The 12380-nt window shown below is 45.4% G+C and carries 12 protein-coding genes and 3 tRNA genes; 10 read left to right on the top strand and 5 right to left on the bottom strand.

What is annotated here, in order from left to right; translation table 11 throughout:
- Window positions 1-26: 26 nt before the first annotated feature.
- A tRNA-Cys gene (locus ABDZ76_RS00190) sits at window positions 27-100 on the bottom strand.
- Between the two features lie 127 nt (window positions 101-227).
- Window positions 228-509, bottom strand: coding sequence for a hypothetical protein (locus ABDZ76_RS00185; RefSeq protein WP_343802834.1), 282 nt, complete (start codon window positions 507-509; stop codon window positions 228-230).
- Window positions 510-698: 189 nt separating this feature from the next.
- On the opposite strand from ABDZ76_RS00185, the gene ABDZ76_RS00180 reads away from it, so the two are divergent.
- The 4 genes from ABDZ76_RS00180 (at window position 699) to ABDZ76_RS00165 (ending at window position 3457) form a co-directional block, all read left to right on the top strand.
- Window positions 699-773: transfer RNA gene (locus ABDZ76_RS00180), tRNA-Asn, on the top strand.
- A gap of 70 nt (window positions 774-843) precedes the next feature.
- Window positions 844-918, top strand: a tRNA-Asn gene (locus tag ABDZ76_RS00175).
- Between the two features lie 348 nt (window positions 919-1266).
- A complete protein-coding gene (locus ABDZ76_RS00170) occupies window positions 1267-1929 on the top strand; it encodes a protein-L-isoaspartate O-methyltransferase family protein (RefSeq protein WP_343802831.1) in 663 nt (220 codons plus the stop codon).
- Window positions 1930-2068: 139 nt separating this feature from the next.
- Entirely contained in the window at window positions 2069-3457 is a 1389-nt protein-coding gene (locus ABDZ76_RS00165) for a TolC family outer membrane protein (RefSeq protein ID WP_343799881.1), read from the top strand.
- Window positions 3458-3602: 145 nt separating this feature from the next.
- Here the strand turns inward: ABDZ76_RS00165 and ABDZ76_RS00160 are convergent, their stop codons facing one another.
- The 3 genes from ABDZ76_RS00160 to ABDZ76_RS00150 all read right to left on the bottom strand — a co-directional run bounded on the left by ABDZ76_RS00160 (window position 3603) and on the right by ABDZ76_RS00150 (window position 6262).
- A complete protein-coding gene (locus ABDZ76_RS00160; protein WP_343799879.1) occupies window positions 3603-4451 on the bottom strand; it encodes a universal stress protein in 849 nt (282 codons plus the stop codon).
- A gap of 71 nt (window positions 4452-4522) precedes the next feature.
- Window positions 4523-5245, bottom strand: a complete 723-nt coding sequence (locus tag ABDZ76_RS00155; protein ID WP_343802828.1) for a competence/damage-inducible protein A — start codon at window positions 5243-5245, stop codon at window positions 4523-4525.
- A 63-nt stretch (window positions 5246-5308) separates the two neighbouring features.
- Window positions 5309-6262 carry a hypothetical protein gene (locus ABDZ76_RS00150; protein WP_374844492.1) on the bottom strand — a complete coding sequence of 318 codons (954 nt, stop codon included), beginning with the start codon at window positions 6260-6262 and terminating at the stop codon, window positions 5309-5311.
- 375 nt (window positions 6263-6637) lie between these two features.
- Here ABDZ76_RS00150 and ABDZ76_RS00145 point away from each other — a divergent pair, with 375 nt between their 5' ends.
- The 6 genes from ABDZ76_RS00145 to ABDZ76_RS00120 all read left to right on the top strand — a co-directional run bounded on the left by ABDZ76_RS00145 (window position 6638) and on the right by ABDZ76_RS00120 (window position 12354).
- Window positions 6638-7222: a nitroreductase family protein gene (locus tag ABDZ76_RS00145; protein ID WP_343799877.1), complete on the top strand. Its 585-nt coding sequence runs from the start codon at window positions 6638-6640 to the stop codon at window positions 7220-7222.
- Between the two features lie 113 nt (window positions 7223-7335).
- Window positions 7336-7833, top strand: coding sequence for a MarR family winged helix-turn-helix transcriptional regulator (locus ABDZ76_RS00140; protein WP_343799875.1), 498 nt, complete (start codon window positions 7336-7338; stop codon window positions 7831-7833).
- Window positions 7830-8600 carry a DNA alkylation repair protein gene (locus ABDZ76_RS00135; protein WP_343799873.1) on the top strand — a complete coding sequence of 257 codons (771 nt, stop codon included), beginning with the start codon at window positions 7830-7832 and terminating at the stop codon, window positions 8598-8600. The genes ABDZ76_RS00140 and ABDZ76_RS00135 overlap by 4 nt, the downstream gene beginning before the upstream one ends.
- A gap of 26 nt (window positions 8601-8626) precedes the next feature.
- The gene (locus ABDZ76_RS00130) at window positions 8627-8968 is read left to right on the top strand and encodes a DUF6616 family protein (protein ID WP_343799871.1); all 342 of its coding nucleotides are present in this window, start codon (window positions 8627-8629) and stop codon (window positions 8966-8968) included.
- A 394-nt stretch (window positions 8969-9362) separates the two neighbouring features.
- On the top strand, window positions 9363-10550 hold the full coding sequence (locus ABDZ76_RS00125) for a hypothetical protein (protein ID WP_343799869.1): 1188 nt from the start codon (window positions 9363-9365) through the stop codon (window positions 10548-10550).
- 76 nt (window positions 10551-10626) lie between these two features.
- A complete protein-coding gene (locus ABDZ76_RS00120) occupies window positions 10627-12354 on the top strand; it encodes a glycosyltransferase (RefSeq protein WP_343799867.1) in 1728 nt (575 codons plus the stop codon).
- Window positions 12355-12380: the final 26 nt, after the last annotated feature.

Genomic DNA, 12380 nt, shown 5'->3' with positions numbered 1-12380 from the left:
TTTTTAACTGATTGTCAGTGAGAAAATGGAGGCCTCGCCCGGAATCGAACCGGGGTGCAAGGATTTGCAGTCCTCTGCGTAACCACTCCGCCACGAGGCCATCGCTGGAAGTGGGTTCTCAATATGGTACGACTTTGATTCCGTCAAGACATGTTGTGAGAAAATACAAATATATCTGCAAAATCAGTGCATAATAGACAAAACCATGCCGAACCGGCCTAACACAATCAGGCTTTGTTTTTGGCAAAGCGGCTATTTCGCCATTTTCTTAAAACATAGACCTCTGAATTACGGCGAAAACGTCTCACGCGATGAGAATCATGTGAAAGCAGAATTAAGCCAACCGGCAGCATCCAGATGCCGAGAACTGGCAAAAAGCTAAAAGTACCACCAAGCACGAAACCGGTGCCGACCATACGACGCATAAATACGCTGGCTGGAATCGGGATCCTCTTACCGAGAATAAGAATCGTATGTTTTTTGCGTGGAGATGATTCCGATTCAGGCATTTGAAAAGTCCGTTTTAGTGTTTTTCGCTGTGATTTCTGAAAGTTATGCTCATCCATAGAGAGCAATATAGGACTAAAAACCGCTTTTTTGAGGGAAACTGTAAAAAAGTTTGAAAATAATGATTTAGGGCTTGGCAAATCAGAAAATCATTTGCTATACGCCATTTCATCAACACCAAGAGTAACTGTTCCCCGGTAGCTCAGTGGTAGAGCAACCGGCTGTTAACCGGTTGGTCGCTGGTTCGAATCCGGCCCGGGGAGCCACTCTTCTTCTTAGAAGATTGGAGTTGATTTTTAAGCGAAATCATAGCTTATTAAAATATAGAGCACCTGTTCCCCGGTAGCTCAGTGGTAGAGCAACCGGCTGTTAACCGGTTGGTCGCTGGTTCGAATCCGGCCCGGGGAGCCACTCTTTTAAATGAAGAGTTGCTCATTTATCAACTAAAACAATCACTTACTTAAATGATCTATATTGGCCAATAACTGCGCCATGGCATTCTATTTTTAAGCGCTGCGTCGTTTGTCTGTTATGTTTTTGTGGTTATCTCGCCACCTGAGAGAATCAAAGTGGTTAAGTGCTGTTTGGTCACGCTGTCTATTGATTGACTGGACAGTGTTTTTTTGCGACATCACATCAGAATATCCAATTGCATTTCTTGAGGGTGCTCAAGGCATTGAATGTAATGCCGCCGATCTCTCAAAACATGCCTGGTAACTGGTACTGCATGTGAGCAGCGAGAAACTGAAAGGCGAGGCCATGTTGGCTGATTTTCAAAACCTTCGTACCAAGATGGTAGACAACCAGATCCGTACGACTGATGTCACCGATTTAGCACTTTTGGACGCGTTTTTGGCTGTGCCGCGTGAGGCATTTGTTCCGGAAAATCGCAAAGAACTGGCTTATATCGATGAAGACATTCAGCTGGCTAGTGATGCGCATCGTTACCTGATGGAGCCATCGCCTCTTGCAAAACTCATCCAGTTAGCGGAGATTAAGCCAAGCGATCTGGTTTTGGACGTTGGAAGTGGTAGCGGCTATGCAGCTGCAATTCTTTCTCAGCTTGCAGGATCGGTCATCGCGCTGGAAAGTGATTCTACTTTGTCAGCTCAGGCGGGCTCGGTTTTGAGTGCTCTGGGCTATGACAATGTTGTGATCGTGACCGGTGAACTTGGCCTTGGCCACAGTTCAGAAGCGCCTTATGATGTCATTCTGATCGAAGGTGCCGTAGATTATGTTCCGCAATCGCTTAAGGATCAACTTAAGGATGGCGGAAGACTGATTGCAGTTGAAGGGCAGGGAAACCTAGGTGTTGCGCGTGTTTACACCAAGGAAAACGCCGTTGTTTCATGCAGGGATGTCTTTAATCTGTCGGTCAAACCCCTTCGTGAATTTGCTCGTAAAGCCGAATTTACATTCTGACCCAAAAGATTGAGACAAATCTGCAACCTTGCTGAGATTGTTTGTTGATCTGTTGTCTTGGGCGCTAGAAATGAAACGGTTTTATGGTTATTGATACGTTACCGAACTAGTTGGTTCGGTACATATTTGACTTAATGAGATGAGGTTTACGGTGCACAAGGCGCGCAAGAACATTTTGACAGCTGCATTATTAGCCGGTTCCGTATTGATGTCCGGTACAGCCTGGTCAGACACGCTGACTGGCGCCTTGAATAAGGCATACCATAACAATGCCAAGCTTAACTCTGCACGTGCCGGCTTGCGGGCAACTGATGAAGGTGTCGCGGTTGCCAAATCCGGCTATCGTCCGACCGTAAACAGCTCATATAACATTGCGCGTTCACGCAGCCATAATTCGTTGGGCAATACCTACGCAACTGTTGGAAAGGTAGGTATTGAGCTTAATCAGATGCTCTTTGACGGGTTTCAAACCCAAAACAAAGTAGCTTCTGCTGAATCACAGGTTTTCGCGACTCGTGAAAAGCTGCGCAATGAAGAGATGAATAGCCTCTTTGGTGCTGTTGCTGCCTATATGAATGTTTATCAGGCACGCCAGATTGCAGCCCTCAATGAGCGTAACCTTGCTGCTATGAATGAGCAGGTGCGTGCAGCCCGTGCCCGTCTTGATGTGGGTGAAGGTACACGTACCGACGTTGCACAGGCCGAAGCCAACCGTTCGAATTCAGTAGCAGCTCTTAATGCTGCCAGAGCGAATGTGAAATCGGCTGAAGCTGAATACCGTCAGGTTATCGGTGAGGAGCCGGGCAAACTGTCTGCTGCAACACCAGTTGATAAATTGTTGCCTCGCAATCCTGCTGCCTCTTTGGCAATCGCTACTGATGCACATCCGGGCATTCTGGCAACCAAATATGCTGTTGATGCGGCTGGTTATAATGTCAAATCCGCAGAAGGCGCATTGTTGCCGGGTGTGAATTTGAATGCTGGCGCTTCCCGCACTGATACATATTCAGGCGGTAATGGCGGCGTGAGTGCTGATGGTAACAGCGCTTCGATTGGCTTAGGCATCAATATTCCTATTTATCAGGGTGGCCGTACCTCTGCTTTGGTTCGTCAAAGCAAAGAGCAGCTTGGTCAGGCACGCATCGAAGTTGATGTCATTCGTGATCAGGTGCGTCAGGGCATTGGTTCTGCTTGGGCGCAGTACGAAGCTGCTAAAGCTAACGTTGTTTCAACCCGTACCGGTATTGCAGCTGCACAGCTTGCACTCGACGGTGTGGTTGAAGAACGCAAAGTTGGTCAGCGCACCACTTTGGATGTGTTGAAAGCTCAAAATGATCTGACCGATGTTCAGATTGCACAGGTAAGAGCGCAGCATGATCTGGTTGTTGCCAGCTATGCAATTCTCAATGCTTCCGGTCGCATGACAGCGCGTGACCTTGGTTTGCAGGTGACCGAGTATAAGCCAGAGCAGCATTATGAAGCTGTGAAAGATAAATGGATTGGTTTGCGCACGCCAGACGGTCGCTAAATTTAATTATTAAGATAAAAAGCCATCTAATTGATAATAGATGGCTTTTTTGTTTTTATTGGTTTTTGAAGAACATAAAGGGCGCATCTTTTAGCAAGATGCGCCCTTTATTTTTAAAATCATTAAAGTTTGAAACGATTCACATTTAGCGGGAGAACAATGTGAGTGATGGCATTGTGCCAAGTACAGATTTTGTCATGCCGCCGAACACCAATTCACGCAGACGGGAATGACTGTAAGCCCCCATAACCAACATGTCGGTGTCAGTCGCTTGCAAATATTCCTGCAAAGTGTCCATGGCCGAGCGGCCGGATGACGTCAGTGTTTGAATACTGATGCTGACACCATGGCGATTAAGCGCCTTGGCCAATTCCTGCGCCTGCGGAATAATACCTTGTCCCTGATCGTCCAGCGGCGGATCAATCCACAGCAGTTCTACACGTTGTGCTGTTTTGAGGAGCGGCAGTGCATCCATTGCTGCGCGTGAACCTTCACGCTTGCCATTATAGGCAATCGCAATACGGTCGAGCGCTTTAACTGGATTAACGGCTTTAAGCGGTACCATCATCACCGGACGTCCGCTATCGAAGACCAGAGTGTCGACGGCATCATTGGCAATATCAGGATCATTGAGGTCTGTTTGGCCGGTAATGATCAAATCAGCACCACAGGCAATCTGCGTCGCGCCTTGCGCGCCGGTGCCGGTATCCGAGCGGATTACCTGAAATTCATAGGTCGATGTTTGATTCTGCATTGTAGATTCAAACAGCTTTTTAATTTTTTCCGCGTTTTCCGCATGGTGTTTGTCATGCAGTTCAAACATACCCGGATCGATGAAGCCGTTGATATCAGCATAAACGGCAGCAGCTGGGATGGAATATAATCCGATCACATGCGCATCTGAAAGCTTGTCGGTGACAAGTTCAACTGCTGACAGGATTCTGGCGAGTTCTGTTTCACTACGGATATAGGCAAGTACAGTCTTATAGGACATGCTTCGACCTCCTGATGTGCTAAGATATATATAAGCACAGATTTCAGCATTTTGTATAAGAATGATAAATATTATTGCGCTTGCTTGGCAACTAAATCTGCCAGCATTTGCTCAATATCTTGCACGGCTGCTTTTATGTCGCTGAGTTGATGGCCGCGCACAACGAGCTGCGTTGAAAAACTGCCATTTTTAAAGCTCGGATAAGAGCCGATGATTGTATTGGCGTGTTTTTCCTGAATGGTGGACAAAGGTATGCCAATCACACCTTCACCAAAGGGACAATCAACGCTTTCCGATAATAGTTTTTTACCGGTCTCTAGGGTTGGAATCACATTGTGCAGCATGGCTTCGAACACAGAAGGCACGCCGGCCATTACATAAACATTGCCGATCTGAAAACCGGGGGCAGTGGAAACCGGATTATCGATATGGACAGCACCTCGCGGCATCCGCGCCATACGTTTTCTGGAATCGGTAAACTCAAGCCCGCGGCTTTTATAATTGTCTGCCAGCATTTGCAGGGCTTTTTCATCGTAAATGCATGGCACATTAAAGGCTTTAGAGACTGCATCTGCGGTGATGTCGTCATGGGTCGGGCCAATGCCGCCTGATGTGAACAAATATTGATATTGTTTACGCAATTCATTGACGGCAGCAACAATGCGTGACTCGTCATCGGGCACTATGCGCACTTCTGTCAGATCAATGCCGATTTCGGTCATCATTTCAGCCAGATAGCCGATATTTTTATCTTTCGTACGCCCTGATAATAATTCATCACCAATGGCAAGCATGGCGGCTTTGATGGTCTTATCTGGATGCGCAGTGGTCACGGCTAATGTCCTGTCTGATAATGTTTAATCACTGTCCGTCGCGTCATTATTGGCTTCAAATTCGGCGCTGGCAATCACGTCGACTTCATCATTTTGGCCGGACACGACTTTAAAATCACGCTGATAGATACGGTCTTTATTTTTGGCTATGGCAATATATTCGCCTTCCGACAATACCATCGACGCATAAGCGCCCACGCTTTCACGGACACCATCACCTGAGGCATTGAGTACCGACCAAGATGTATCGGCAAGCGCTTCCCCGCCTTTTTCACGTACCAATTTCAAGGTGACATTAGCGGCACGGTGTTCAACCGTTGCTTCGGTCAGCTTGCCTGCTTCAACGCGAATATCGGCGCGGATCACCGCATTAGCAGTGCCGTAATTGGAAATCACATGATACGTGCCCGCATTCAAGCGCGTGATGGCATCCGGTTTTACATCCGGTAAAATCAACGAGCGGTCATTGGATGTATCGTCATCGCCATAGATGGAAAAGCGTAAAAGATCGGTAATCGGATGCTTTCCATCCGGCAAAACGGCATTAAGCTTCAGGCCGCCAGCATCCAGCACCATGGTTTCCTGGCGTGGCTCATCACGCATCGTGATGCGTTTGGTGGCGCCCGCTCGTCCATAGGCGACGTGCACGAGATAACTGCCTTTTGGCAAAGTAAAGGTAACAGTCCCACCTTTAGCCGTAGCAATCAGCGGTAGCTGGCCATCTTCACCGGCATCAGGCGAAAAAACGCGCCAGGTCAGACCATTGCTGATATCGGCTGTCTCATCCGTCAGTTTTGCCTGCAAAACGAGTTCAGGATACTCCTTTTCCGGTTCGCTTAAGGTGGAGAAGGGCAGTGGCTGTATATCTGTGCTTGGCGGCAGCATATGTGACAGATCAGGTAATTTAGGCTGGATGTTTAGCTCCTGCGCCTGCAATGGCGCTGTCGTTAAACACAATGTCAGTAAAACAGCCGTCAATCGCGAGCGTTGTGATAACTGAACGCGCGCCGGATGATGTGTAAAAGAGGAGCAGAGCTTTTGGTATGACATATCTGTTTTTGAAACCACTCTGACGGTCTTTTCAAGGCCTGAACTGGTTTTTTTCAATTTATTTTTTATGTTGAGGCATAAAATCATAAAAACACTGAAAAACCTGTCTGTTCGCTTGTTTTAATATCACGAAGCCTTAAAAAAGAATTCTATCATAACCCTATGATACAGGAATAATATCTGACGAATAGCTGACTAAAGAAAAAGATGTTCAGCTTTTAAACTGTGCAGACTGCATAGGTGTCAAATGGGGCCTTTTGTTGGCCTGAAATCGTTGCAAGAATTGTTGAATGAGGTCTGTTAATGCAAGAAGCCGTGCTTGAATTTCTCTCGAAGCGTCACTCGACGCCTATTTCTGCTCTTGCTGCTCCGGGGCCTGATGAAGATCAGTTGCAATTGATGCTGAAATTAGCCGCACGCGTTCCTGATCATGGTCGTCTGACCCCTTGGCGCTTTATTATTTATCGTGGTGATGCACGCAAAAAGGTCGGCCAATTGCTGGCAGATCGTCTTGAGCAACTGGAAGGCTCGCTGACCGAAGCGCGTAAAGAGCAAGAGTTGAAGCGTTTTGACCGTGCCCCTTTGGTTGTGGGGGTAGTCTCTTCTCCGGTGGAGCATCCGCGTATTCCGGAATGGGAAATGTTCTTGTCGGCTGGTGCGGCTGCGATGAACCTTTGTCATGCTGCCAATGCAATGGGTTTTGCCAGCAACTGGATTACCAATTGGTATGCAAATGAAGAGGAAGGGCGCAGGCTTTTAGGCATTGCTCCGCATGAACGCGTCGCTGGCTTTGTTCATATTGGTACGTCGCAAAGCGTTGTGCCTGAGCGTCCGCGTGCTGATATGGAAGCCAAGGTCAGTGAATATCAAGGGCCTTGGAGCGAATAAGGCTTAAGGCTTCAGATAGTTCCTTAAGATGGTCAGATTCGATATTTTTTTTAATTTCGGGTCTGATCATTTTTTATTTGATTTTAATTAGGCACCATACTATATGGTACCTTATGAAAAGTTTAGAACAAAAACATCTGGCTCTTATTGAGGAAGCTGAACGGCGCGGTCAGGTTTCAACTGACAATCTGCGCGCATGTTTCGAGCTGCTGGCACTTGCCGGTACAATCGATAAAGATTGTGCAGCACGGCTTGCGCCTTATCACTTGTCGGAGGGAAAGTTTGTTTTACTCTTTCTTTTGCACGGGCAGGCGGATGGTTTGTCGCCATTTGAACTGGCGGAACGTGCCGGTGTAACGCGTGCGACCATCACAGGTTTACTGGATGGCTTGGAGCGTGATCAGTTCATTAAGCGTTGTCCAAGCCTTGAAGATCGACGCAAAGTCGCAGTGCTTTTAACGCCTCACGGCGAAGCCTGCGCACGTGATTTGTTTAATGCGCACACGCAATGGATTTCGGCATTATTTGCCGGTTTCTCTGCGGATGAACGCAAGACACTCAATGGTTTTTTATCACGTATTCGCAACAATCTGGTTGAGGCTGCATCATGAGCATAGCCAAAGTAAAAGGGCGCGGCGTCAAAGATATTCCGCAAGAAAGGCTCGATGCACTGAATGATGGAGCAGAGGCCACCAATCTGACTGAATGTCTGGCGGTGGATTTTGCTAAGCTAATGCGTGTCGTTTTGCCGCAAATAAGCGTGCAGGCTTTAACAGAAATGGAAGCAGGTGCCGCAAGTGGTATTTCACAGCGCATGCGTTTGGCCGCCAGTATTATCACGCGTGGATTGGGTGAAGGAGCTATCACGCAGCTTGCGCATCATTCGTCCGACACGGTGCGTGGATGGTGTTGTTTTATGGTTGGTCAGCGCTCAGATTTAAGCTTGGATGCACGTCTTGAGGCTATCAAACCATTTGCTGATGATCCTCATTTTGGTGTGCGTGAATGGTCGTGGATGGCTGTCCGCGGTGATTTAGCAGCCAATTTGGATGAGACTATTCGCTATTTAACTGATTGGGCGCAATCTTCTTCAGAACGGATCCGGCGCTTTGCAACCGAATCTATTCGCCCGCGTGGTGTGTGGTGTCAGCATATTGCACAACTTAAGCAAAAGCCGGAGTTAGCTTTGCCAGTTTTAGCATCCTTAAAAGCTGATCCATCTATTTATGTGCAGGATTCAGTCGCTAATTGGCTGAATGATGCATCTAAAGACTGTCCGGAATGGGTGCAGAATTTATGCGTGCAATGGCAGGCAAGCAGCTCATCAGCTGCAACACAACGCATTTGTAAACGAGCATTGCGCTCTATTCGTGCCTGAAATATCATTAAAACGGAAAATTTATCATGCCGCATTATCTTGCCGAGCTTTATAGCCCGAAACAAACTTGGCTTAACCTTACAGCTGCTGAACGTCAGCAATTCTTGGAACAAGTGGGGGCTGCCATGCCCGCCTTAGCTTCCCTTGGCGTTGAGGCTATTTCGCTTGGACAAATTGATAAAGAGAAACTGTATTCTAGCGAACATCAATTTTATGCGATTTGGCGCTGCGCCGATGATCAGGCTCTCAATGCTTTGATTGGAGGTATCGCACAATCAGGCTGGCATGATTATTTCAAAACAATCAATGCCGGCGGTGAGGGCGGTGATTTTGGCAATCATTTGGCGCAACTTATCAATGTGTGTTGATTAGTTCTGATTCTACATTTGTTGGTGATACCCGCTTGTTTACAGGTGGGTATTATTTTTTAATATTAAAAAATAACGACTACATAATAATAAAATCAGAAAATCATGTTTCAATTTTTCAGGGCATTGAATACATTACTTCCTATATATTTCTCTTATAAATAGAAGAGTTAAGAAAATACGATTTTATATAAGTGTCTAATAATTAAGCACTTTTTTTAAAAATACTTTTTATTTTATTATATAAGTGATTCATGCGCTCTTATTCATTTATTTTAAAATGTAAATATTTATTTTAAAATAATAAATAAAGTATGGTTAATTTTTTGTTATTGTCTTTTTATTTTTCTCATGTACGGTTTTTTTGAAATATAGATTTTTCAAGGGGACGATAATGCGGAAGAAAAGCTTCAGATTTTATTTATTTAATCTGACTTTGATGTGCTCTACAGCAATCAACTCCATTATAATTCCACTTAAAAGTGCATTTGCAGCTGATTTACATCTGACTTTAGCTCCTCCAATAGAAGAGCGTTATAATCGTCCTGCTGTTTCTGATATAAATGCAAGTATTGGCGCTTATGCTTGTTATTACGATAGTCGCGCCTCTGCTGGTCTTTTAGGTTCGGTTACTGCACCTTTGTCAGATCGATTTGGCGTTCAGGTTGATGGCTTGCTTGGAGTTGGCAAAAACGAAAAGCTTGGCTGGCAAGTAACGGGACATCTTTTCTGGCGTGATCCCGAACAAGCAATGGTCGGTATTTATGGTTCGACTTTGCGTAACATGGACAAAGACGAGAGCCATCGCTTAGGTCTTGAAGGCGAAATTTATGCAGGTGACTTTACACTATCTGCTGTAGCGGGTTGGGATTTCAAAAATGAAAATCCTTTTGTGAAATCACGACTGGCCTATTATGTATCTGACAATACAAAGGTTTATGCAGGATATTATTACGAAGATAAAAATAATATTGGCGCTTTGGGGGGGGAGCACCTTTTTGAAGAAAGCTCCGTTTCTATTTTTGGAGAGGGGCGCATTGGCGAAAGCGACTACAAAGCTGCATTTGCAGGTTTGCGGATGTATTTTGGTGGCGATCAAAACCGTGTCCGCAGCGAACCGCGCTCTGATCTGGTCGTGGCGCAAAATACCAGCCTTAATGTGGTGGTTCCGCAGGGTGAGAAGTCTGATGGCGGTTCAAATAAAACTTTGAAAGTCATTGATCGTGAAGATGTGGTGCCGCTTTGGATCGAATTGTGCGGCAGTAAGGTTAAGGAAACTCCGCCTGAACCTACCGTCACCGCTGAGCCAACAGCTACGCCGGAACCTACAGACCCCGGGGTAACATCAATGACGATGACGGAGACACCTGAACCTACTGTCACTCCTGAGCCAACAGCTACGCCGGAACCTACAGACCCGGGGGTAACATCAATGACGATGACGGAGACACCTGAACCTACTGTCACTCCTGAGCCAACGGTTACAGCTGAACCAACGCCGACGCAAACCGTGACTGTGACAGCTGAACCAACGCCGACTTTCACTACAGAAGAACCCATTCCTTCGATTACTGATATTTAAATGGCTCTAATAAATATGATTTATTCGTATATTTTAGTTGTCTATAAATTATATGTTATGTAACTCGGGTCTTTAAATGTTAAATTACGGATATATTGAGCTAGCTGATTTAAACATTAAGGTTAGTTATCCTTCTCAAATATCTTTTCTTTTGGAAGGAATTTTAAAGCCTGTTCAAGATCGTATGAACTATGGTTATGAAATTTTGATTATTATAAAGCCTGAAGGGGGCATTCTTATAAAAAATAAGAATTCCTCCTATGAGCGGAGTTCAAACCTTAAAAACCTTCTGAATGATTTAATTATATTTTCTCTTTCACTGTTTGGATCGAAAGATGGTGACAGCAAGCAGAAGTTGATCAAGGGCAGTGCTCTCGCTTATGCTAATAAAGGTATTGTGATTGTTGGAAATGATAACAAAAGCAGGCACTTACTGGTCAATTTGATGTTGCAACATGCTTTCGATTATGTGGGCGGAGAGCAAGTTGTTGTGACACCAGCTGGCATACTGCCGATGGGGTTGCCCTTAATTACTGAGCGCTCGATTACCAACTCAGTTTTATCATCCCCTGTGTGGGATAGAAATCGTATCGCAGTTACGGATCAAACGACAACAGTCGTGCCGATTAAGGCTTGGTTGTCAGTTAAGAAGAATATAACACCTGCAATGATTATCAGTATTGATCAGGGGACAGGAGAAACTTCTGTTCGGATTGACGATACGATTGATATACCTGAATTGCAGGGCGCAGATACTGAAACAATAAAATTGCGTTTTTGCTTTAGTGGCGAAAATGATATTTCGCTGGAAGTTGTAAAGTTCATCAAACATTTGGTCAGTCATAACTATAATCGTGATGAAGCTAAAGCTTTTGTCGATGGTTTAAGTGCTGTTGCTTCAGAACAAAATGGTCGTTCCACACCGTTAGTTGCCAAAAAATACCCACGAAAACTGACCATCGGCATGGCAACGCATGATGATTATGATGGTGTTTATTTCTCGCTTCAGTCGCTTCGTATGCATCACCCTGAAATTTTGGAGCAGGCAGAATTTATCATCGTCGATAATAATCCTGCTGGCGTTTGTGCTTCGCATTTGCGGCACTTAACGGATATTATTGATAATGTTCAATATATTCCTTATGCCTCAAAGAACGGCACCTCAGTGCGGAATATCTTCTTTGAAGAAGCACGTACTGATTATGTTTTGTCGATTGATTGTCATGTTCTGATTAATCCGGGGGCCATTCAAAAGCTTCTGAACCATTTTGATGAAAATCCTGATACAAAGGACTTCTTACAAGGTCCTCTTGTTCTTGATAATTTATCATCAATTTACACGCATTATCAGGCGGATTGGAAGCGTGGTAACTATGGCTATTGGGGTACCGACCCGCGTGGCGAAGACGAAAATGCACCACCATTTGACATTCCGATGCAGGGTGTAGGGCTTTTTGCCTGCCGCCGCGATGCCTGGCCGGGTTTCAATCCGCTCTTTCGTGGCTTCGGAGCTGATGAAGGCTATTTGCATGAAAAAGCCCGCCAAGCCGGTGGGCGTACTCTTTGCCTGCCGTTTTTACGCTGGGTTCACCGATTTGGCCGTCCGTTTGGCGTTAATTACCCTCTGGATTGGCCAAATAAAATTAGAAATTATCTCATCGGCTTCCATGAACTTGGCTTGGATATTAATGAGGTTAAGAATCATTTCCGCGAATATATAGGTGAGGCTACTGCCAACCCTATTTTTCAGGATATTGAAAACGAATTACTTTATGTTCACAATATCGATATTCGCTCAAACTGAGCGTGAGTAAAAGCGATACTGAAAAA

This window comes from Paenochrobactrum glaciei, from assembly GCF_039522165.1.
In the GTDB taxonomy this organism is placed as follows: Bacteria; Pseudomonadota; Alphaproteobacteria; order Rhizobiales; family Rhizobiaceae; genus Paenochrobactrum; species Paenochrobactrum glaciei.
This window is presented reverse-complemented; position numbering and strand designations above follow the sequence as displayed.